We start from the raw sequence: 20,142 nt of genomic DNA on the forward strand, positions 1-20,142 counted from the left end.
ATGCGCGTAGGATTACGACCTGGAGAAACAGGTCATTTAAGGGTACGCTAACCTCGTTCCAAGAGCGGGCTCTCCGCCGTAGTGAAACAGGAAAGCCGCAGCGTCACATGGGAAAAGTCAAGGCAAGCAAGGTCTCGCAGCTCAAGCCGAAGAAGAAGTGCTGCCGCAAGAAGACGCGGTGCATCAAGTGTCCCGTCGTCATCATGCGGATGAAGAAGCTCGAGAACGAGGGCGCATCCAAGAAGGAACTGAAAGCGGGTCTCAAGAAGGCTCGTGCGGCGTAAGCGCGCTCAATTCCGCGAGTAACTCGGGGATCCAGGCTCGATCGTTGTCCACCAGATCCATCGACAACAGTTCTTCGGCGTCGACCCATGTCAATTGAGCATGGTCGAGCGCGACCGGTTCTCCCGACACCAACTCCGCCCGGTAGGCCCGCAGGACCAACCCAGGCGACAGTGGCACGTCGACGCCGATTCTTGCGCCGCATCTCACCTCGACCGCCAGTTCCTCGAGCAGCTCCCGCGCCAACGCGTTCTGTGGCGATTCGAATTCTTCGACCTTCCCGCCCGGCAGCTCCCAACGACCGGCCAAAGCCGGCGGACTCGTCCGCTGCGCGAGGAGCAGCCTTCCCTCGCGGAAGATCGCACCGGCGACAACTTCCCGATCCCTTGCAGGTGCATCACTCATCGCACCATGATGGAGTATGGCCACTTTGTTGTCCGACTCCGCGATCCAAAACGCTCTCGACGAACTGCCCGCCTGGCAACTGTCGCCAGGGTCGATCACTCGCACGGTCGACTCCGCGACATTCCCGGACGCCATCGCGCTTCTTCAACGCATCGCGGCAGTCGCCGAGGCCGCGGATCATCATCCCGACATCGACGTTCGCTGGCGAAAGGTCACGTACACGCTTTCGACACACTCGGCGGGCGGTCTCACGGAACTGGACTTCGACCTTGCCCGTCGAATTGACGTACTCGTCGACGATTCGGTCCGTTTCGACTGATCTTCGAGTGAACAAACCTCGCAATCTGACGTAACAGTTGCATCAACTTTCACATAGATCACTTCAGTCACAGGTATGGTCGCCGTAAATCACGATCGAGGCCGGTCATGCCATAGACTCCCCCCGGTGCGTAGCTGCTCAGCAACTGAACAGCTGTACAACCCGGGGGCTCTGTACATAGAGTGACCCCTCGAGCCGTCAAACGCGGAGCTCGCCTAGGCGCCCGCGCGGTATGACTAAGGATGGGGAAACAGTGCTTCGAACCCGAGGTATGCGAAAGGCGTTCACCGCCGTCGCTATTGCCGCAGTAGCAGGACTGGCATTGCCGGCACAGGCAATGGCCGATCCGGCAGCACCGCCCGCACCCGAAAGTGTGCCGATCGAGTTCCTCGCATCGTTTGCGCCCGCCATCATCGGCGCCGCCGCAGGTCCGGCCGATGTTGCAGGCGGACCGCAGCAAGCGTTGCTCGACCAGGCTCGCGCGATCCTGAACTCCCCCGGCATTCCGCCCGAGATCAAGGCCACCCTCGAGAAGGTCATCACCTTCCTCGACGGCAGCGGCGGCGGCGGACCGGCGATCCCGGACGAGAACGCCCCCGTCATCGCGCAGTTCCTCTACCCGACGCTTGGCAAGGGCTGCATCTCGGCCACCGCCGATTCGGTCGGAACTGCACTTGCCGTTCCCGGCCCGGCTCACCTGCCTCCTCCCGGTCCCGCTGCCGGTCAGGCCGGATTCGTCTTCACCGCTCTCGGTACGGCTCCCGCCGTCGACGACCAGCCGGTGCCGATGACCGTCACCTGGGTCAACATCGACAACCAGCGCAGCGCCACCCAGAACTTGACCAACGCCGCACGCATCAACCCGGACGGCCCAGCCACTCTGTCGGCTATCGCCGATACCGGCCCCGGACGCGTTCTCTCGGTGATCAGCGGTTCGCTGACCACCCAGCCGGAAGGCGCAGATCGCATCACCTGCAGCTTCCTTCCGACCGTGGGCATGTTCGCGGTAGCTTGATCGAAGTCTTGTGAAAGGGACCCACCGAATTTCGGTGGGTCCCTTTTGCATCTCCGATCACCGTGATAGACCCGATAGATGGGACATCTACGAGTGGACATCACGCACGGTCGTCCAGAGAAGAAATCCGGCCCAGACCAGTCGATACGGTCACACAAGTCGACGCGATCGATACTGTCCATCCGATCCGAGGGGTCCATTCTCTCGATCGGATCGGCGTACTCGATCCTGTCGATCGGTAGCGTCGGCTCTTTTCTTTCGATCGGAAGCATCGGGTCTACGGCGTCGGTCCTGAGTTCGGGCTCGTTCGCCAGTCTCGGGTCCGCGCTGTCCGGTCTCTCACGTTGGTCACTGCTCTCCTGGCGTGGAAATCATGCAGCCCCCGAAGAGCACCCGAAACTTGTTGTCATTGCGCCGGAATCGGATTCGAGCGATCCGGACCGCTCACTACGATCCGTCTCGCACTCTCAGACCTGATTCGGTCGCGGCCATTCGCGGCCTTCCAGCGCTTCGACCGAGGTATTGAATTGCCGCAGTAGGTCACCGAGCGCGAGACGCTGCTCCGGCGTCCACTCCCGGAGAACCTTTTCGACACCGGCCGTCGAATGTTCGCGATCAGCACGAAGTTTCGACAGCCCCTGCGCCGTCGGCCGGACCTTTCGCGCGAGCCCTCCGTCCGGATCCTCCACTCGCTCCACCAAGCCCTGACGCCTCAGCGCGCCGATCTGCCGGTTGATGGTGGAGATGTCGAGCGAGAAAGCGCAGGAGAGCTCCTTGAGGCTCATGGGATGTTGCAATTCCAGTCGACCGAGCAGTAGATACGCCGACCGGTCCAGATGAAGTTCGGCCCGTTGTGCGAGCGCGTGGTAACGCGAGAGCAGAGTCAACTCGTACTCGATATTCACCAGATCAGGGTCCCGGTCCATCCTCATATTGTGCAGACTACACACGATGTGTAGCGTGCACACTGGGGCGAACGCACCAATCAGAACACGCCATGGCGGGAGCCGCATGTCCGTTCACGCAGGGTCGTCCAATGTCGACGAGAAAATCCCCGACACGAACTACGCATCCTCGGGTCCAGTGCTCACCGTTCTAGGACTGTGCGGAATCGTCGTCGCCTTGATGCAGACGCTGGTAGTCCCCATCATTCCGCAATTGCCGCACCTGTTGAACTCCACTCCCGCCGACACCTCGTGGGCGGTCACCGCAACACTCCTCGCCGCCGCGGTGATCACGCCGATCAGCGGGCGCCTCGGCGACATGTTCGGCAAGAAACGAATGCTGCTGGTCAGTCTCGCGATGGTCGTTCTGGGCTCGGCCATCTGCGCGATCGCACCATCACTGATCGTGCTCGTTGTCGGCCGTGCACTTCAAGGAGCATCGGTCGGGGCAATTCCATTGGGCATAGCCATCATTCGTGACGTTCTTCCACCGAAGAAAGTGGCCGGCGCGATGGCGGTCATGAGCGCCACCCTCGGCGTCGGCGGTGCGATCGGACTGCCGATCGCCGCGGTGATCGCCCAGAATGCCAACTGGCACTTCCTCTTCGTCACATCGGCAGCGTTCGGGCTGATCTGCATCGCACTGGTTGCGTTCGTCATTCCCGAATCGACCGTACGACGCCCGGGACGTTTCGACTTCGTCGGTGCGCTCGGCCTCACCGTTGGTCTGATCACCCTGTTACTCCCCATCACCAAGGGCGGAACCTGGGGATGGAGCGACGCGAAAACCCTGGGGCTCCTTGCGGTTTCCGCGCTCAGCTTCCTGATGTGGGGATGGTGGGAACTTCGACGCAACGCACCGCTGGTGGACCTCCGCGTATCGGCCCGGCCGCAAGTTCTCTTCACCAACTTCGCGTCGATCGCCGTCGGTTTTGCCATGTACGGCAATTCTCTGACGCTCCCCCAACTGCTCATGGCACCGACGTCCACCGGTTACGGACTCGGACTGTCCATGGTTGCAGCGGGACTCGCACTGGCCCCCGGCGGACTCGTCATGATGGCGCTCTCGCCCGTCTCCGCTCGAATTTCGGCGTGGCGTGGCCCACGAATCACGCTGATGCTCGGCGCCCTCGTCATCGGATTGGGTTACGCCTTCGCATATTTCACGGTGTCGAGCGTCTGGCAGGTCGCGGTGGCCGGAATGTTCATCGGAGCGGGCGTCGGGCTCTCGTACTCGGCCATGCCGGCCTTGATCATGGGCGCAGTCCCCATCACGGAATCTGCAGCCGCGAACGGACTGAACTCACTGATGCGATCGATCGGCACGTCGACGTCTGCCGCGATCGTGAGCGTCGTCCTGGCCGGAATGACCATCACCGTCGGCACCGCAGTGATCCCCTCGTTCGAGGCGTTTCGTGCCACGTTCCTGATCTCCATCGCCGCCGCCGTCGTGACGATGGTGTTCGCCGGGTTGATTCCCAAACAGAAAGTCTCGTAAGGGAATCAGCCCGGCGGAGGACTCACTTCTCCGAAGAGCCTTCGATGCTGCCCGTCTGCAACTTCGACAGAAGTGTGTAGATGAAATTGATGATGATATCCACGTGGTGCCCTCTCACATAACGGGTCCCCGACCCGACAACGACGGTACCGCAGAACTCTTCTCCATCGAATCGCCGACAATCAATTCTGGAACGTGTTCTAATTTGAGGCGACGACTACCCGAGGAGCCTTTCATGACCTGGACACGCACCGAACTCGAAGACGCCTTCGCGGGTTACCAGAACACCGTTGTCGAGTGCACTCGTTCCGGCGATTGGAACGCCTTCGCGGACATGTTCACCGAGGACGTCGTCTACGTGGAACACGCTTTCGGCACCCTCAATGGCCGAGAGGCCGTACGCAAGTGGGTCACTCGCACGATGACGGAGTTCCCGGGGCACCGCATGACCGAATTCCCGGCCAACTGGTTCGTGGTCGACGAGCAGCGCGGATGGATCGTGTGCGAGATCGACAACCCGATGGAGGATCCGGGTGACGGATCCAAGCACGGAGCCGCCAACATCACGATCCTGCACTACGCCGGCAACGGACTGTGGTCTCGCGAAGAAGACGCCTACAACCCGATGAACTTCCTGTCGATGGCAAAATCATGGTGCCTCGCCGCGGAAGCGGCGGGCACCCTCCCCGACGACGCCAAGGCCTGGCTCGCCAAATTCGGCGCTATGGTGCGATAGATCCTGTCGGCAACGAGGATCCGACCGGCTGGGCCGGACCGACCGCACCGGCCAACGACCACTGCCCGTAGTCCCGAGTGAGGATCGAGTTCAGATCCACGCCGACGCCGTCGACCTTGCGCTTGTCGATCTCGAACTGATGCAGGTTTGCCCGCGGGTGCACATACCCTGCGGGCGAGCCCCAGTTGTGCTGCCAGAACCAGGTTCCGACGCCGGCACTGATCATTGCGTCGATCACGCGAGTGTTTCCGTAGACGCCGAGCGCTCCGTTGCCGACAACCGAGGCCCACCCCTCGAGGTACGGCGCGATCAGCGTAGTGATTTCAGTACTGGTCGGGTTGTCGTCGATCGACGCGTAGATCGGCCGACCGGACGGCCCACCAGCCGCCGCATGTAGTTCGAGGCCACGGGCAGCATGACGCTTGCCCGCTTCGCGGGCCCCGCGCCAGTCCGCCGTTCCGCCCTTGCCGAATTGATAGCAAGAAACGACTTGAAGTCCGGCCGCGGTCAACGCGTCGGTTTCCCGCGCCAGTACGGGCTTGCCGACCATCCAATCGGCGCCCGGGCGCCTGTCCGAGACGTATCGAATGGCGCCCGCATACCCGGCGGCCTTGATTGCCTGAGCGGACGGCACACCGGCGGCGTAATCGAGCAGGGTCCCGAGCGAACCGGCATTGGCCACCGACGTCGTACCGCTCAATGCAGCGAGTCCGGCAGCCGCCGATCCAGCCGCTGCGTACTTGAAGAGGTTTCTTCGCGAGACGTGCACAAAGCTCCGATCATCGGCGTGTCCCGCTCGAAGTGGCGGGCAGGCAAGCTATCTTCTTTCGCTCGCATTCCACCACAGTCACATCATCCCCGCCATGCACTTGGCCAACATGAGCCACATTTGCGACAAATGGGCTCGGTGCCCACTCCACCGCGCAGCTCGATGAAACAGAGAAGTGCCCCCGCGCCACAGGCTCGGGGGCACTTCTTGCTCTGCGGGACTTACTCTGCCGACAGGCCTTCAACGCTTCCGGAGATGAAGTCGAGGAATCCGAAGAGGTCAGCGAAAGCGCCGAGGAAGTCTGAGATGTCGCCGAAACCGATAGTAGGCATTGATATTGCTCCTGTCAGTGATGAACTGTCCGTGATGGCGGGCCACTGGCTGGCTGCCGGGGCTAACACTAGAGCCCTTCCGTTACTTTTACGACACCAAATGTGTCCGGGACGTTACATTTCAGGCCCGCTCTAGTGACCTCATATCCACAGGTAACAACCAGTCACGGTGAACAATTTGTCACCATATTGCGCATTCCTGACAAAATTCGGAGCAATGATCAGAACCTGTGGATGGTTCTCGGCGAGGCGGCGTGAGTGGGCGCACCTTCCCGGGAATGATCTGAAATTCCATCAGCTCTGATCAGGACCGGCGTTGGCGCGCTGGTTCGGGAAGGTACGCCCATGCTCACGGTAGTTCAGGATCAGCAATCCTCCAACGACGACAGCGGTGTTGGTCGGTCGTTGCTTGACGAGATCGTTCGCGACGGTGCCCGGCAGATGCTCGCGGCGGCGTTGGCCGCCGAAGTCGCCGCATACATCGAGCAGTTCGCCGAGCATCTCGATGAGCACGGCCGGCGGCTGGTGGTCCGCAACGGCTATCACCACGAGCGTGACGTGCTCACCGCGGCGGGGGCGGTGACGGTGACCGCACCGCGGGTCAACGACCGCCGTGTCGACGCCGAGACCGGTGAACGGCAACGGTTTTCCTCGGCGATCCTGCCGGCGTGGTCACGCAAGTCCCCGCAGATGACCGAGGTGTTGCCGCTGCTGTACCTGCACGGGCTGTCCAGCGGCGACTTCGGTGCGGCGTTGGAGCAGTTCCTCGGCACTGGTGCCGGGCTGTCGGCCTCGACGATCACCCGGCTGACCGCGCAATGGCAGGACGAGGCGAAGGCCTTCGCCGACCGGGATCTCTCGGGCACCGATTTCGTGTACCTATGGGTCGACGGCATCCATCTCAAGGTCCGCCTGGAGCAGGAGAAGCTGTGCTTGCTCGTGATGATCGGCGTCCGCGCCGACGGCCGCAAGGAGCTCGTCGCGCTCACCGATGGGTTCCGGGAGTCCACAGAGTCGTGGGCTGATCTGCTGCGCTCATGCCGACGCCGCGGGATGACCGCCCCGGTGCTGGCCGTCGGTGATGGGGCGCTGGGGTTCTGGAAGGCACTGCGGGAGGTGTTTCCGGATACCCGTGAACAGCGCTGCTGGTTTCACAAGCAGGCCAATGTGCTTGCTGCGCTGCCCAAGTCGGCTCATCCAGGTGCGACCGCGGCGATGCGGGAAATCTACAACGCCGAGGACATCGACAAGGCCCAGGTCGCGATCAAGGCCTTCGAGGTAGATTACGGCGCGAAGTACCCCAAGGCGGTCGCCAAGATCGTCGACGACGCCGACGTGCTCCTGGAGTTCTACCGGTACCCGGCCGAGCACTGGATCCACTTGCGCACTACGAATCCGATCGAATCGACGTTTGCGACCGTGCGGTTGCGAACCAAGGTCACCAAGGGCCCTGGGTCACGCGCAGCGGGGATTGCCATGGCCTACAAGCTGATCGACGCCGCACAAGCCCGCTGGCGGGCGGTCAACGCCCCCCATCTGGTCGCGCTGGTCCGTGCCGGCGCGGTGTTCCACAAAGGCAAGCTGCTCGAACGACCCATCGACATCTCACCCGCTGAGCCCGACGAATCAAGCGAAACGGAGGTCGCCTGAAACACCCTCATCCACAGGTCTTGACAATATCTCCAAAATTCGAACATGGTTGCCGAGATCAGTTATCGTGCAGCATCACCGCTGGACCGGTGCTGCAAGAACAGAGGGCTCGACTTCCCCACCCTGAGAGATTCGCCGTCAAAGTCTCTTACTTGCGAATCGATGCCAAATTTCCCCATCCAGGGCACATTGCATCCTGAGCGTGTGCGCAATTTTTCAGCCATAACTTCAGTTAGCGAGATCTTTACGCCGAAAACGACCGGCCCGACGGCCCGCGGGACCGTACCTATCGGTCATCATGGTGACGCTATTCACACTGATTTGAGGAACTCCCGGCACCGATAACAACCGGATCTCGACACCGATTGGACGTTCGAGGGCACAGTGGAGTTCATGAACCTCACAAAGAAGAAGTCCTGGAGTGAGCTGTCACCCGCGCAACGCCGCGTCGTCGCCGTGCTCGCAACGATTCAGTCCCTGTTGGCGATCGCCGCGTGGACAGACCTGGCGCGACGCCCTGCCGATACGGTCAACGGCAGCAAGAAGAAGTGGGCGGCGATCATCTTCGTCAACTTCTTCGGGCCACTCACCTACTTCCGCCGAGGCCGGATTCAGTCGAAGTAGTCCCAGAACTGCAGCCACTTCACCGACGCAAAGAGCGTCAGAGTCACTGCGTACACCGCAATTACCGCCGCGACGCCGCGCCAGTTGGTGCGGGGAACGGCGCCGTCGACCGGGTCCAGCCAATGACGGAACCATCTCGTGACCGTCGGCATCAGGAACCACGTCATGGCGCCGACGCTGACTATCTGGCTCAACCACATCGACAGCCACGGCGGCGCTCCGATCCTGTCGAGCAGCGGCCCGAGAAACCTCGACAGCGTCATCACCGTCGGATAGAGGACGAGCAGGATGATCATCGCCGTCTTCCAATTCGGCGTCGCGCGAGTCTGCCCGTTCTCCGTGCGCAGAATGGTGCCGAACGGTGTCGACCGCGTGGTCTCGGTGAAGTCCTCGGCCAACTCGGCCCGCAGTTTCGGTAGTGCTGCGGCCCTCTGGGGCGACGCCATCCACACCGCCAACTGCTGCTCTGTCCGAAACCGAAGGACGGACTTCCACTGGGTGGAGTCGGTGACCGACCGCAACAACATCACCGACTCGTAGCCGGAGAATCGCGAACTGAGATCGATGAGGTGTCGTTGCGTTCGCAGAAACTCGTTCTCCTTACCCACGACGACGGCGTGGTCGTACACACCGATACCGGGCGGCGGCAGCACGCCGTCGATCAGAACGAGATCACTCGTCTGCGCCAGAATTCCCGTTGCAGCAGCTGATCTTTCGAGATCGCGGCGATCAGTCGACTCCAGCCAACGATGAAGATCGTCGGCACTGTCGAAAGTGACGGACACGCCGTGCGACACCGGTTCCGGTTGATCACTGATGCCACAGCTCAGGTAGCCGTCGAATCGACCGGCGGTCTCAGCCGCACGCTCGACCCACGCCCGGAATCCCGAACTCGTTCGGTGGTACCCGGTGATGGCAGTTGCGGACACGTCAGCCCGATATCCGGCGCCCTTGCACGTACACGTGCGCAATCGCGGGCTCGCGCATCGCCATCAGGAGCCCGAAGAGCGTCTGGTCGCGGGCGAGTATCGGATCATCCGAACGCGTTCCGTAGTTGACGAGCCCGGCGAGCGGCGGCCACCCGGACGGATCGATCACCAGGAAGTCGGCCTCTTTGCCCTCGTCGAAGTTGCCGATCCGGTTCTCCATGTCCAGCGCGCGAGCACCGGCGAGTGTTCCGGTGAACAGCAGTTCGGCAGGGTGCATCGACACTCCGTCGTCGCCGGCTTCGGAGATGTGAACCTTGAAGGCGTCGCCGAGGACTCGGGTGAGCAGGCACTCGTCGCCGCCACCGAAGTCCGATCCGATCGCGATGTTGACCCCTGACGCAACGGTTCGTTTCCACGGCATGGTGCCGGAGCCGAGAAACTGCTGGGAAGTAGGGCAATGTGCGATCGAGGTTCCGGTCTCGGCCATTCGTGCGAGTTCGGAGTCCTGGCAGTGCACCGAGTGCGCGAGTATCGCGCGTGGACCCAGGAAGCTCTTTCCGCCGACCTGTGAGCCGGGGAGGAACTTGCCGTCGTACGTGTCGAGATAGGTCTCGACCTCGTACTCGGCGAGTGTGGTCGCCACCTCGCCGGTTCCGGGCCGATTGTTCTCGTTGAGATGACTGTGGAAGTAGACGCCCCGGTCACGGACGGAGTCGTACAACTCCCCCAAGTCCTTCAGCGTCCGTGTTGTCACCGCGAGAGAGAAGCGGGGAACCACTGCGACGTGAACGAGCGCAGTGTTCACGTCGCCGGTGTCGGCCGCGTGCCACTTGTCGATCTCCTCGCGGGTGAGTCTGATCGCGTCCTCTTCCGAGGTGATCAGCGCGGCAGCGGAGGCCGGGCCGGTGGTCTGAATCCCACGTCCGCTGACCACTCGAAGGCCGCGTTTCAGAGTTTCCGAGAACAGGGCGTCCTGCGCGTGCGGGAAGGCCGATCCGAACACCATCGCGGCCGTGGTTCCCGTGGCGACTCGGCGAGCGCAGAAGGCCTCGGCAGCGTGCTGGGCGAATTCCGGATCAGCGAATCTCGATTCGGAGGGAAAGACGCACAGGTCGAGCCACTCGAGGAGTTGGCCGCCGCCGTAGGCGTCGCCGGCGTAGGTCTGCGGGAAATGAATGTGTGCATCGACGAATCCGGGCAGCAGGAAACCCGGTCGGTGGTCGTGGGTTTCAGCGCCTTCGAGACCGCTCGGGAGTGATCCGAATTCTCCGCAGTAGACGATCGTTCCGGCGTCGTCGATCGCCAAGACGCCGTCGGGGATCGAGACGAGCGACTGCGCCGCATCCTCTACCGTCGGACGACCGGAGATGTGGAAGACATGGCCTCGATGAAGGTGCGTCACTTACTTAGCAAAGCACAAAACTACCCGGCGTCGCGCGGCGAATGCTGTCCTTTTTGTCAGATATTGGGATCAAGCAAGAGTTGCATGCCAAACAAGAGCCGCAGCCAGCGCACCGGCACCGTTCAACGACCAATGCAGAGCAATCGGCGCAATGAGGCTGCCGCTGCGATGACGAAGCCAGGTGAATACGAGACCGGCCGCAGCGGTGGCGAGAACGGCTCCGAGGATGCCGGCGACCTGGCCGACGACTCCGGTACCGAGAAAGCCGGACAGCCCTTCGTTACCGCTGGTCAAACCCATCGACGACGCGATGTGCCACAGTCCGAACATCAGAGAACCGGCAGCGGCGACGCCGCGGAATCCACTGACCCGGTTCAACGTGCCGTGCAGGACGCCACGGAAAGCCAACTCTTCGGGAATGACGGTCTGCAGCGGGATCACGATCATCGACGCGATGATCGCGCCGGAAATAGTGGCGTAGCGATCCGCCATGAAGAAAGGACGTGTGAGCGGAAGCAGAGCGCCGACGGCGACAACCGTCAGGACCAGGCCGACGGCAGCAAGCGCGTACTTCGAACCTCGCCGCAGGTCACGAGGGGACAGCCCCAATTCCGCCCACCCCATTCCCCGGCGCTTGGTGAGCGCCAACAGGACGAGAGCAGAGATAGGTACCGTCGCGATGCTTGCCCAGGCGGTGGTGAAATGCGCGATCAGATTGGTTCCCACCAGCACCACGATCACAACAGCGATATCCACGTATGCATGCATCCGCGGAAAACGAGGAGCGGTCGCTTCGATCTCCACTGGGCCGCCGCTCGTTAGCTGAAAGTTCACTTTTTCCAGTGTACTGACGCACGAGAACTGCCCGCCACTGTTTGCGAACACGCTCACAGTGACGGGCAGGTCCCGAAACAGCTCTGATCAGGCGACGAGCGTGCTCGCAAACTTCGGAACGGCGTTGTCGATTGCGTAGGTCAACCCCGGTACCGAGCCACTCGAGAACGCATTGACGAGTGCCGGGTCATCGAGGATCAACAGATGTCCCTCCTGGGCCGACGGGATTGCGCGCAGTAGCGGATCGTTCGCAAACGCACTGCTGTCGAGGAAGATCGGGAACAGCACGGTCAGGTCGGCGTCGAACAGATTCAGGTTCTCGTTGGCAACCGGGATGTAGAAGTTTCCGGTGGCTTTTTCGGTGATCGCCGTCGGGATCGTGAAGCCGAGACGGGTCATGAAGTCTGCGCGTGCGTCGCCGGGTACGTACGCGCCGTAACCGTCGGTACTGTAGGCGCCGACGGCCGCTGTCTTACCCGCAAAACTCGGATTGGCGGCAATTGCAGCGTCGAACTTGGCGTCGAGGCCGGACAGTAGCGCCTTTCCTTCTGCTTCCTTGCCGAGAGCCTTCGCGACGAGTTCGGTCTGCTGCTCGACCGTCGTCCCGTACGCAGTGGACAGACCCGGCGGCGGCCCGACCGTCGGCGCGATGGCGCTGAGCTTGTCGTAGGTGGCCTGCGTGTTGTCGCTTCTCGTCCACAAAATCAGGTCCGGGTCGAGAGCAATGACGTCCTCGATGCTCAGGTCCATGGTTCCGAGGATCTTCGGGTCCGTGGTGAACTCGTCCGCAATCCAGGGTCCGACGCCCTTGCCACCGAACGCCATCCAGTCCGCGACGCCCACTGGTTGAGTGCCCAGAGCGAGTGCCGTCTCGGCGTCCGACCAACCGAGCGCGACGACGCGCTCCGGGTTGGCCGGGACCTCGACGTCACCGAACATGGTCGAGACGGTTGCTCCCGCCTCCGCGGGTGCGTCAGCGCTGTCGCTGCTGCAGCCGGCAAGTCCGGCGACGGCGAGCGAGGCCGCCAAGGCGGTGACTGCAATCTTCATTCGAGAGACTTTGATTCGCATGGTTACCAGCACTCCTCCAACGCTCCAGCGAGAATTAGGGAAGGCTAGCATCAGCTAACGAAGGCTGTCGCCCATCGGCCAGATCGTGTTCAGGACGCGTCTGCGGCCCGTTCGAGCTCCGCGATGTCGATCTTCTTCATCTTCATCATCGCGTCCGTGGCGCGTTGCGCCTTGGCCCGATCCGGATCCTTCATCAGTTCGAGAAGGCGATTCGGGACTACCTGCCAGGACAATCCGAACTTGTCCTTGGCCCATCCGCACGGGCCCTCTTCCCCACCCTCGGTCAGCCTGGACTAGTAGTGATCGACCTCAGCCTGATCGACGCACGGAATCTCGAAAGACACTGCTTCCGAGAACGTGAACATCGGCCCGCCGTTCAATCCGGTGAATCGCTGACCGCCGAGTTCGAAGCTGACGGTCATCACCGAGCCTGCCGGCATTCCGGAGGGCGATCCCTCGACGTACCTTTCGATTCCGAGTATCTGCCCGGAACCGAACACCGAGATGTAGAAGTTGGCTGCTTCTTCTGCTTGGTTGTCGAACCACAAACAGGGAGTGATGGAAGGCATGTTCTGTCCTTGTCGGAGAGGTTACGAAACAGGTGTACAGGGTTATAGACCCGACCCGAAACGAAAACTCATCGCCAGGAACTGCTCAAGCGGACAACGCAGATTCGAGCATCGGCCAGGAACGAACGAGTTCGTCGCGCCAGTACGGCCAACCGTGCGTCCCCACCGGCTGAGCGCTGCGGGTGACATCGACTCCGCGATCACGCAACACCTGAGTGATCTGGTCGGTGCACAGGTTCGATCCCAGTTCCATGACCCCGCCGACGACCAGTACCCGGCCCAGGGCAGGAGTATCGAGAGTTTCGTGCGGACCTGGTAGTCCCGATCCCGAGGCGAGATACACCTTGGTGCCGCGCAGCTTGTCGGCATTGGCGAAAATGTCGTGCTCTTGCCAAGCCTCACTGCCGGCCGGACCCCACATCTGCTCCGAACGGGCATTTCCGTTGATCACCACAAGATCGGTCAACGCCTTGCCGAATCCTCCGACGGTTGTGTAGCAGCCGCTGTAGCCCGCGACCACGTCGTACAACCCGGCCGAGCGTTGGGCCAGGATCAGCGCGGCTTCTGCACCCATCGAGATCCCGCCGATTGCGTTGTGCCCGTTGGTGGCGAACCTCGTGTCGATCAGTGGGGGAAGCTCTTTCGTCAGGAACGTCTCCCACTTCAGACGACCGAATTTCGGGTGGTCTTCCTGCCAATCGGTGTACATGGTGCCGGTTCCACCGATGGGGAGTACGACGTTCACATTCTTGTCGGCAAAGAACGGGACGATATCGCCGTTAGCCGGGGCCAACCAGTTGTTCTCTTCGATCTGCCCGGAATTGCCGTCCAGGAGATACAGCGTCCCGCGCGGTTCCGAGCGGTCGGCAGGAAGCAGCACTTTCACCGCCATGGTGCGCCCCATGGCGGGACTCGCGACGTCGAGAAGAACCAAGCGCGAAGACAGTTCGGTGGCACTCGTTATCTTCGGGGTCTCGTCGGCGAGCGCGGTCGAAGGCGGCGCCAGTACTGAAATCAAGGCGAGCGCGCCTACGAGAACGACGCTTCGAAGACTTGCTCGTTGGGGCCTCACACGCCGAGCGACGCGGCGATCATCGGCCACGAGTCGTGTAAGTCGTCTTCCCAGTATCCCCATGAATGCGTTCCTGCCGGCTTGAAGTTGTAGCGAATGTTGTTCATACCCAATGCGTTCGTCCTGTCCGCAAGCTGGGTGGTGCAGTAGTGAGTTGCCGCCTCGATTCCGCCACCGAGAACAAGCTGCAACGCCAAATCTGTGACGTCGTTGTCGATCCGCGGATCGGCAAGTCTGTCGTACGGACCCGGAATTCCGGTTGCGGTTGTGATGTACATCGGGATTCGAGGTAGCTTGTCCGCGTTGACAACCGGATCGTGAGCCGGCCAACCCGGACCATCGTACGGACCCCACATGTTTTCCGCGTCACCCCCACCGACGGCGACCACGAGTTTCACGAAGTCCTGCCCGATGCCCGGACTCGTCATCGCGCACCCGCTGAAGGACCCGACACTCTTGTACAGCGCGGGCGCCGCCATAGCCAGATCCAGTACCGACGTGCCTGCCATCGACAGGCCTGCCAGTGCGTTCTCGCCGGTCGTCCCGAACGTCGAATCAATGACTGGCGGTATTTCTTCCGTCAGGAACGTGGTCCACATGTTGACCCCGTTGTTGTTGCCGGATTTCGCGAGGCCGGGGTCCGGCCGCTCCCAATCGGTGTAATAGCTGAATGCTCCACTGAGAGGGGTGACCACGTTGACGTGCTTGTCCGCGAAGAACTTCGGTGCGTCGGTCCGCACCGACCACGTCGCGTCGTCTTTTCCTCCGTCTACTCCGTTGAGTAGGTAGAGCGTCGGAGCAGGCGTCGAAGTATCAGCCGGCCGCAAGACCTGCAACGGAATGTCGCGCCCCATCGACGGTGAGTGCACCGAGATGTCGACCAGCCTGCTGTCCGCCGACTGAGCGTGACCTGGTGCGGTGAGGAGCTGGAACCCACACACTGCCGTGGCCAACGCCACGAAGACACGGAAAACCGTTCGTAACGCACGAGTCTCGATCATCCGGGTCACTCTCTTCCGCAGCGGAACCTTTCGAACGGTACCGCCTGAAACAGGCAAACCCGACGTGATCGGAAATACTCGATCCGGTCGACACGGAAAGGCTCACGCACCGAGTGCGTGAGCCTTTCTCGTCAGACGACGCTTACTTGGGCGTAACCGTGCCGCCGCTGAGCGTGGTCAGTGCGTCGACGAGACGCTGACCGAGGTTGTTGACGCTTCCGATGGCTTCACCGAGAGATCCCATGAGTTTCCTCCTGCAGTTTGTCGAAATTGAAGTAACTACACCCGGAGCGGGCGTGGCAATGTCGCGCTGAATTAGGGGGTGGGGTCCTTGGAGATGGTCTCTACCGATCCCATGAAGGTCTTGAGCAGACCGTCAGCGCTGAACAGTGATCCCAGGCCCTGAACAACAGCGCCGAGAATTCCTTCCATTGAACCCATGTGAATCTCCTTGAGAGGTCAGAGGTCAGCTGCCAAAAGCACCCGACAGTGCTGTGACAGCTGCGTCACATCTGTAATGTATCCGTGACGTGGGTAACAGTAATCATACGAACGACCAGTTGGCAAAGGATTCCGACAATGGGGTCATTATTTCGACTAATAAGGTCTGCTACTGAAAAAATTCCGGCCAATCGGTCGAATTTGACCAATTCTGTCGCCGCATTGATCAACCGCCCCAAATCCTGCGGTTACCCACCAGTAAACTGAAATCATGTCTAGCGCAACCTCACTCACGCAGGTAGCTAATTTCCGGTGGCACCGCCATCAACTCGACCGAGCGGTTGTCGGTGACGCCGATCACAGCGATTGCAGCATTCTCGATCTCGGGATTCAGAACACCGGACCTGACGGAGCCGCCTGGGCCCTGCGGATCCGCGGCGTCCGCGTCGACGCCACTGAGCTCGCTCTTGCCTGGACGTTGCGCGGAGCCCCCCACTATTACCGTCGGGGCGACCTGCCTGCCGTCGCCGCCGCCACGTCGCCGTTCAGCGAAGCCGATGCAGCCAAACGCATTTACGACGCGAATCGGCCCCTGAAGGCCGCCGGCATCCCGACGCTGACTGCCCTGCAAACAGTTGCTGCTGCGATGCGGGACATCGTCTCGAAACCAACCGTCAAGGGCGAGATGTCCGCGCAGTTGACCAACCGAGTGACCGAGCCCTATCTGAGATTCTGCCGCCCGTGCAACGCCACTCATCTGTACGAGATGCCGTTCCGGCTCGCGGCACTCCAGGCAGGCCTCGAGCTACAGCCGGACACATCTCCCCCAGTGCTCGAACGCATTCCGGGTTGGCGCCGACGCCCATTCAGCGCCACGGGCGCAGACGCAGATTCCCGCTTCGACGTGATCCGGGGTTATCTGCGGTTCTACGGCCCCGCGACTCCTGCTCACGTCGCGTCGTTTCTCGATGCTCCGGTCAGGGACGTCAAAGCCCACTGGCCAATCGATGCCGAGGAGATCGAGGTGAACGGCGAGAAGCGGTGGATTCTCGAACAGGACCGCGAAGACTTGTTCGGCTCCCCCACCGATTCGAGTACGCGCTTGCTCGGGCCTTTCGATCCGTATGTACAGCTCAAGGATCGGGAGACCCTGGTTCCCGATCCGACCGCCCAGAAGACGGTGTGGCCGCCCCTCGGGCGACCGGGCACGGTGGTGGTCGGTGGCACGATCACCGGATTGTGGCGACCACGAGCATCCGGAAAGAAGCTGAAGGTCGCGATCACCCCGTGGGGAACGTGGTCACGATCGGCCCGCGCAGCAATGGCCCAGCAGGCCGAAATACTTGCCGAATTTCGCGGCGTCGAGCTCTCCGAACTGGTCGAAGTATCTTGATCGAGCCAGTGGCATCCGGATAATTCCAGCTCACACCCGCCCCGATTCGGAGAAGGAAACCCCCAACGATAACCTGAATGCGACCTTCGCACGCACCCTTGTTCAGGAGAGATGATGGCCGACTTCCTCTATGAGGACCTGTTGCCGATCGGTGATGACACCACCGAGTACCGATTGCTCACCACCGAAGGGGTGTCGACAGTCGAGGGACCGGACGGCCGCACCTTCCTGCAGGTCGAGCCGGAAGCGATGCGCTTGCTGACCGAAACGGCGCTGCACGACATCTCTCATTACCTGCGCACGGATCACCTGACGCAACTCGCGAGCATCCTCGACGATCCCGAAGCGTCGAACAACGACAAGTTCGTCGCGCTCGATCTGCTCAAGAACGCCAATATCGCCGCTGCCGGGGTTCTGCCGATGTGCCAGGACACCGGAACCGCCATCGTCATGGGCAAGCGTGGACAGCATGTGCTCACCCCCGGCGACGACGAGAAGTCCATTGCCCGCGGTGTCTACGACGCCTACACGCGTCTGAACCTGCGCTACTCGCAGAACGCCCCCATCACGATGTGGGACGAGAAGAACACCGGCAACAACTTGCCCGCGCAGATCGAGCTGTACGCCGATACTGCTGCCGGACATGAGAACTCGTACAAGTTCCTCTTCATGGCCAAGGGCGGCGGAAGCGCCAACAAGTCCTACCTGTACCAGGAAACCAAAGCGATCCTGAACCCCGACTCGATGATGCAGTTCCTCGAGGCGAAGATCCGCTCACTCGGCACCGCGGCCTGCCCGCCGTACCACCTCGCGATCGTCGTCGGCGGTACCTCGGCCGAGTTCGCGATGAAGACGGCCAAGTACGCGTCCGCGCACTACCTCGACGAATTGCCCACCGAAGGCGCCATCACGGGCCGCGGCTTCCGCGATCACGAACTCGAGAAGAAGGTCTTCGAGCTCACGCAGAAGATCGGCATCGGCGCACAGTTCGGCGGTAAGTACTTCTGCCACGACGTCCGCGTCGTTCGACTCCCCCGCCACGGCGCTTCGTTGCCCGTCGCCATTGCGGTGTCCTGCTCGGCAGATCGACAGGCGAAGGCCAAGATCACCCCGGAGGGCGTGTTCCTGGAACAGCTCGAATTCAACCCGGGCCGTTTCCTGCCCGAGGTCACGGACGCTCAGCTCGACGAAGAGACGGATGGCATTTCGGGTACCGGCAAGGGCGCTGCGGTCAAGATCGATCTGACCAAGCCGATGTCGGAGATCCTGGCCGAGCTCTCCAAGCACCCGGTGAAGACTCGTCTCTCCTTGACCGGTCCGCTCGTCGTGGCACGCGACATCGCGCACGCCAAGATCAAGGAACGCCTCGACGCAGGCGAAGAGATGCCGCAGTATCTCAAGGATCACCCGGTGTACTACGCCGGCCCCGCCAAGACGCCCGACGGCATGGCGTCCGGTTCGTTCGGCCCGACCACGGCCGGCCGTATGGACTCGTACGTCGAGCAGTTCCAGGCCGCCGGTGGCTCGATGATCATGCTGGCCAAGGGAAACCGCTCCAAGCAGGTCACCGACGCCTGCAACTCGCACGGCGGTTTCTACCTCGGGTCGATCGGTGGACCGGCCGCTCGCCTGGCGCTCGACTGCATCAAGAAGGTCGACATCCTCGAGTACGCCGAACTGGGAATGGAAGCCGTCTGGAAGATCGACGTCGAGGACTTCCCCGCCTTCATCGTCGTCGACGACAAGGGCAACGACTTCTTTGCGCACACCGGTGAAGTGACCCTGACGATCGGCAAGCGTCCGGGTCTGTAGACACGTCAACAGCAAAGAGCCCCGGCGAGTTTCGATCGCCGGGGCTCTTTTGTGTCTTTGTCAGGTCCAGAGCGCGGCCACGAATACGGTCACGATCGACAAACCGCCGACGACGTGTACCAGATTCGGATTGGGCTGGCCCTTCTTCTGCTTCGCCCGGGTGATCTCGGCAAGCGCCACGATGACCAGCGAAAGCACCAGCTTCACAGCGATCTTCGCGTGAATGTAGTTCTTGTCCAGGGCGCCTTCGCCCAACCCGACGATGATCAGGCCGGACACGAACTGCATCCTGGCACCCCACACCATGACCTCGGTGATCGAAGGAGCCTTGAGGACGGTGAAGTAGCTACCGACCAGGGCAGCCATGCCGAGTAGGTGAATCACTACAAAGACGTTGTATAGAACAGACATACAAGCACTTTAACTTGTACCTTGTTCTGGCCGAACGGAACTGCGACTTCTCTCAGAGAATTCCGGCTTCGGATGCGGCGGAACGATACTTCGCTGCCAATGTGTCCACCGTCTCGTGTGCGTTGAGGCCGCTGGGATTGGGCACGATCCAGAGTTTTGTCCCCTCGAAATCACGGTCCTGACGCCCAGCCTTCGCCTTCTTGTCACCGAAAGCTGTTCGATAGGCGGTGATTCCGGCGAAGGCAACGACTACTGGATTGGTTGCGCGCACGATGTTTCGGACCCGAACTCCGCCAGTTGCGAGTTCCTCCGACGTCAATTCATCGGCGCGCGCAGTTGCCCGCACCGCCAAATTGGTGATGCCCACTCCCCGATCGATCAGATGCTGTGTGTCAGCGTCCGACATACCCGCGGAAGGATCGATCGCATGCTCGATGATGCCTGCCCGCAGCAGTGCCGGATAGAACCGATTGCCCGGCCTGGCGAAATGCGCGCCTGTTGCGGCAGTCCACAGTCCCGGGTTGATACCGACGAACAACAGCCGGCAATCCGGCCCGATCAGATCCTCGATCTCGGCGTCTCGGAACGATTCCAGTTCGGCGCGCGTGAATCCCATGCAGCCAGTACATCAGG

The 20,142-nt window shown here is 61.7% G+C and carries 22 protein-coding genes and 1 pseudogene; 10 read left to right on the plus strand and 13 right to left on the minus strand.

Annotated features, from left to right (window positions below; genetic code table 11):
- The first annotated feature begins 107 nt into the window (after positions 1 to 107).
- Entirely contained in the window at positions 108 to 284 is a 177-nt protein-coding gene (locus M0639_RS20330; protein ID WP_003945207.1) for a hypothetical protein, read from the plus strand.
- Here the strand turns inward: M0639_RS20330 and M0639_RS20335 are convergent.
- A complete protein-coding gene (locus M0639_RS20335) occupies positions 262 to 687 on the minus strand; it encodes a (deoxy)nucleoside triphosphate pyrophosphohydrolase (protein WP_007726279.1) in 426 nt (141 codons plus the stop codon). The two genes, M0639_RS20330 and M0639_RS20335, sit on opposite strands and share 23 nt — an antisense overlap.
- A gap of 16 nt (positions 688 to 703) precedes the next feature.
- On the opposite strand from M0639_RS20335, the gene M0639_RS20340 reads away from it, so the two are divergent.
- The 3 genes from M0639_RS20340 to M0639_RS20350 all read left to right on the plus strand — a co-directional run bounded on the left by M0639_RS20340 (position 704) and on the right by M0639_RS20350 (position 2,498).
- The gene (locus M0639_RS20340; protein WP_003945236.1) at positions 704 to 1,006 is read left to right on the plus strand and encodes a 4a-hydroxytetrahydrobiopterin dehydratase; all 303 of its coding nucleotides are present in this window, start codon (positions 704 to 706) and stop codon (positions 1,004 to 1,006) included.
- A 271-nt stretch (positions 1,007 to 1,277) separates the two neighbouring features.
- A complete protein-coding gene (locus M0639_RS20345; protein ID WP_003945233.1) occupies positions 1,278 to 2,021 on the plus strand; it encodes an Rv1157c family protein in 744 nt (247 codons plus the stop codon).
- A 78-nt stretch (positions 2,022 to 2,099) separates the two neighbouring features.
- The gene (locus tag M0639_RS20350) at positions 2,100 to 2,498 is read left to right on the plus strand and encodes a hypothetical protein (RefSeq protein WP_042448789.1); all 399 of its coding nucleotides are present in this window, start codon (positions 2,100 to 2,102) and stop codon (positions 2,496 to 2,498) included.
- Here M0639_RS20350 and M0639_RS20355 read toward each other — a convergent pair.
- Positions 2,489 to 2,947, minus strand: coding sequence for a MarR family winged helix-turn-helix transcriptional regulator (locus M0639_RS20355; protein ID WP_003945257.1), 459 nt, complete (start codon positions 2,945 to 2,947; stop codon positions 2,489 to 2,491). The genes M0639_RS20350 and M0639_RS20355 overlap by 10 nt on opposite strands.
- 85 nt (positions 2,948 to 3,032) lie before the next feature.
- Here M0639_RS20355 and M0639_RS20360 point away from each other — a divergent pair, with 85 nt between their 5' ends.
- Both M0639_RS20360 and M0639_RS20365 read left to right on the plus strand, forming a co-directional pair.
- A complete protein-coding gene (locus M0639_RS20360; protein ID WP_064075824.1) occupies positions 3,033 to 4,463 on the plus strand; it encodes an MFS transporter in 1,431 nt (476 codons plus the stop codon).
- 235 nt (positions 4,464 to 4,698) lie between these two features.
- Positions 4,699 to 5,199 (plus strand): nuclear transport factor 2 family protein, encoded by a 501-nt coding sequence (locus tag M0639_RS20365; protein ID WP_064075823.1) that lies wholly within the window; start codon positions 4,699 to 4,701, stop codon positions 5,197 to 5,199.
- Here the strand turns inward: M0639_RS20365 and M0639_RS20370 are convergent.
- A complete protein-coding gene (locus M0639_RS20370) occupies positions 5,186 to 5,968 on the minus strand; it encodes a DUF1906 domain-containing protein (RefSeq protein WP_042920828.1) in 783 nt (260 codons plus the stop codon). The genes M0639_RS20365 and M0639_RS20370 overlap by 14 nt on opposite strands.
- A gap of 677 nt (positions 5,969 to 6,645) precedes the next feature.
- Here M0639_RS20370 and M0639_RS20375 point away from each other — a divergent pair.
- Both M0639_RS20375 and M0639_RS20380 read left to right on the plus strand, forming a co-directional pair.
- A complete protein-coding gene (locus tag M0639_RS20375; RefSeq protein ID WP_042927240.1) occupies positions 6,646 to 7,950 on the plus strand; it encodes an IS256-like element ISRer3 family transposase in 1,305 nt (434 codons plus the stop codon).
- 393 nt (positions 7,951 to 8,343) lie between these two features.
- Positions 8,344 to 8,574 carry a hypothetical protein gene (locus M0639_RS20380; RefSeq protein WP_054801329.1) on the plus strand — a complete coding sequence of 77 codons (231 nt, stop codon included), beginning with the start codon at positions 8,344 to 8,346 and terminating at the stop codon, positions 8,572 to 8,574.
- Here the strand turns inward: M0639_RS20380 and M0639_RS20385 are convergent.
- The 8 genes and pseudogenes from M0639_RS20385 to M0639_RS34970 all read right to left on the minus strand — a co-directional run bounded on the left by M0639_RS20385 (position 8,562) and on the right by M0639_RS34970 (position 15,893).
- Positions 8,562 to 9,503 carry an antibiotic biosynthesis monooxygenase gene (locus M0639_RS20385; RefSeq protein WP_064075349.1) on the minus strand — a complete coding sequence of 314 codons (942 nt, stop codon included), beginning with the start codon at positions 9,501 to 9,503 and terminating at the stop codon, positions 8,562 to 8,564. The two genes, M0639_RS20380 and M0639_RS20385, sit on opposite strands and share 13 nt — an antisense overlap.
- Before the next feature lies 1 nt (position 9,504).
- Entirely contained in the window at positions 9,505 to 10,905 is a 1,401-nt protein-coding gene (locus M0639_RS20390; RefSeq protein WP_064075348.1) for an amidohydrolase family protein, read from the minus strand.
- Positions 10,906 to 10,974: 69 nt separating this feature from the next.
- A complete protein-coding gene (locus M0639_RS20395) occupies positions 10,975 to 11,673 on the minus strand; it encodes a CPBP family intramembrane glutamic endopeptidase (RefSeq protein WP_020908494.1) in 699 nt (232 codons plus the stop codon).
- 153 nt (positions 11,674 to 11,826) lie between these two features.
- Positions 11,827 to 12,789 (minus strand): ABC transporter substrate-binding protein, encoded by a 963-nt coding sequence (locus M0639_RS20400; protein WP_231915195.1) that lies wholly within the window; start codon positions 12,787 to 12,789, stop codon positions 11,827 to 11,829.
- Between the two features lie 110 nt (positions 12,790 to 12,899).
- Positions 12,900 to 13,379, minus strand: a pseudogene (locus M0639_RS20405) (VOC family protein).
- Positions 13,380 to 13,464: 85 nt separating this feature from the next.
- Positions 13,465 to 14,397: an alpha/beta hydrolase gene (locus M0639_RS20410; protein WP_231915196.1), complete on the minus strand. Its 933-nt coding sequence runs from the start codon at positions 14,395 to 14,397 to the stop codon at positions 13,465 to 13,467.
- A gap of 50 nt (positions 14,398 to 14,447) precedes the next feature.
- A complete protein-coding gene (locus tag M0639_RS20415; protein WP_064075347.1) occupies positions 14,448 to 15,452 on the minus strand; it encodes an alpha/beta hydrolase in 1,005 nt (334 codons plus the stop codon).
- 315 nt (positions 15,453 to 15,767) lie between these two features.
- Positions 15,768 to 15,893 carry a hypothetical protein gene (locus M0639_RS34970; protein ID WP_019744544.1) on the minus strand — a complete coding sequence of 42 codons (126 nt, stop codon included), beginning with the start codon at positions 15,891 to 15,893 and terminating at the stop codon, positions 15,768 to 15,770.
- 271 nt (positions 15,894 to 16,164) lie between these two features.
- Here M0639_RS34970 and M0639_RS20420 point away from each other — a divergent pair, with 271 nt between their 5' ends.
- Together M0639_RS20420 and M0639_RS20425 are read left to right on the plus strand one after the other, a co-directional pair.
- The gene (locus tag M0639_RS20420) at positions 16,165 to 17,286 is read left to right on the plus strand and encodes a winged helix DNA-binding domain-containing protein (protein WP_063316828.1); all 1,122 of its coding nucleotides are present in this window, start codon (positions 16,165 to 16,167) and stop codon (positions 17,284 to 17,286) included.
- Positions 17,287 to 17,400: 114 nt separating this feature from the next.
- On the plus strand, positions 17,401 to 19,098 hold the full coding sequence (locus tag M0639_RS20425; RefSeq protein WP_007726313.1) for a fumarate hydratase: 1,698 nt from the start codon (positions 17,401 to 17,403) through the stop codon (positions 19,096 to 19,098).
- Between the two features lie 60 nt (positions 19,099 to 19,158).
- On the opposite strand, the gene M0639_RS20430 is transcribed toward M0639_RS20425, so the two are convergent.
- Positions 19,159 to 19,509 (minus strand): hypothetical protein, encoded by a 351-nt coding sequence (locus M0639_RS20430; RefSeq protein WP_003945214.1) that lies wholly within the window; start codon positions 19,507 to 19,509, stop codon positions 19,159 to 19,161.
- Between the two features lie 52 nt (positions 19,510 to 19,561).
- A complete protein-coding gene (locus M0639_RS20435) occupies positions 19,562 to 20,125 on the minus strand; it encodes a mismatch-specific DNA-glycosylase (protein ID WP_064075346.1) in 564 nt (187 codons plus the stop codon).
- Positions 20,126 to 20,142 lie beyond the last annotated feature (17 nt).

This window comes from Rhodococcus qingshengii JCM 15477, assembly GCF_023221595.1.
GTDB classification, from domain to species: domain Bacteria; phylum Actinomycetota; class Actinomycetes; order Mycobacteriales; family Mycobacteriaceae; genus Rhodococcus_F; species Rhodococcus_F qingshengii.

What these genes read in the sequence shown, in the direction of transcription:
- M0639_RS20415 (WP_064075347.1), bottom strand. Translation starts at nt 15,452, where the DNA reads ATGATCGAGACTCGTGCGTTACGAACGGTTTTCCGTGTCTTCGTGGCG.
- M0639_RS20380 (WP_054801329.1), top strand. Translation starts at nt 8,344, where the DNA reads ATGAACCTCACAAAGAAGAAGTCCTGGAGTGAGCTGTCACCCGCGCAA.
- M0639_RS20375 (WP_042927240.1), top strand. Translation starts at nt 6,646, where the DNA reads ATGCTCACGGTAGTTCAGGATCAGCAATCCTCCAACGACGACAGCGGT.
- M0639_RS20335 (WP_007726279.1), bottom strand. Translation starts at nt 687, where the DNA reads ATGAGTGATGCACCTGCAAGGGATCGGGAAGTTGTCGCCGGTGCGATC.
- M0639_RS20435 (WP_064075346.1), bottom strand. Translation starts at nt 20,125, where the DNA reads ATGGGATTCACGCGCGCCGAACTGGAATCGTTCCGAGACGCCGAGATC.
- M0639_RS20430 (WP_003945214.1), bottom strand. Translation starts at nt 19,509, where the DNA reads ATGTCTGTTCTATACAACGTCTTTGTAGTGATTCACCTACTCGGCATG.
- M0639_RS20400 (WP_231915195.1), bottom strand. Translation starts at nt 12,789, where the DNA reads ATGAAGATTGCAGTCACCGCCTTGGCGGCCTCGCTCGCCGTCGCCGGA.
- M0639_RS20340 (WP_003945236.1), top strand. Translation starts at nt 704, where the DNA reads ATGGCCACTTTGTTGTCCGACTCCGCGATCCAAAACGCTCTCGACGAA.
- M0639_RS20355 (WP_003945257.1), bottom strand. Translation starts at nt 2,947, where the DNA reads ATGGACCGGGACCCTGATCTGGTGAATATCGAGTACGAGTTGACTCTG.
- M0639_RS20365 (WP_064075823.1), top strand. Translation starts at nt 4,699, where the DNA reads ATGACCTGGACACGCACCGAACTCGAAGACGCCTTCGCGGGTTACCAG.
- M0639_RS20420 (WP_063316828.1), top strand. Translation starts at nt 16,165, where the DNA reads ATGTCTAGCGCAACCTCACTCACGCAGGTAGCTAATTTCCGGTGGCAC.
- M0639_RS34970 (WP_019744544.1), bottom strand. Translation starts at nt 15,893, where the DNA reads ATGGGTTCAATGGAAGGAATTCTCGGCGCTGTTGTTCAGGGCCTGGGA.
- M0639_RS20425 (WP_007726313.1), top strand. Translation starts at nt 17,401, where the DNA reads ATGGCCGACTTCCTCTATGAGGACCTGTTGCCGATCGGTGATGACACC.
- M0639_RS20395 (WP_020908494.1), bottom strand. Translation starts at nt 11,673, where the DNA reads ATGCATGCATACGTGGATATCGCTGTTGTGATCGTGGTGCTGGTGGGA.
- M0639_RS20330 (WP_003945207.1), top strand. Translation starts at nt 108, where the DNA reads ATGGGAAAAGTCAAGGCAAGCAAGGTCTCGCAGCTCAAGCCGAAGAAG.
- M0639_RS20360 (WP_064075824.1), top strand. Translation starts at nt 3,033, where the DNA reads ATGTCCGTTCACGCAGGGTCGTCCAATGTCGACGAGAAAATCCCCGAC.
- M0639_RS20345 (WP_003945233.1), top strand. Translation starts at nt 1,278, where the DNA reads ATGCGAAAGGCGTTCACCGCCGTCGCTATTGCCGCAGTAGCAGGACTG.
- M0639_RS20350 (WP_042448789.1), top strand. Translation starts at nt 2,100, where the DNA reads ATGGGACATCTACGAGTGGACATCACGCACGGTCGTCCAGAGAAGAAA.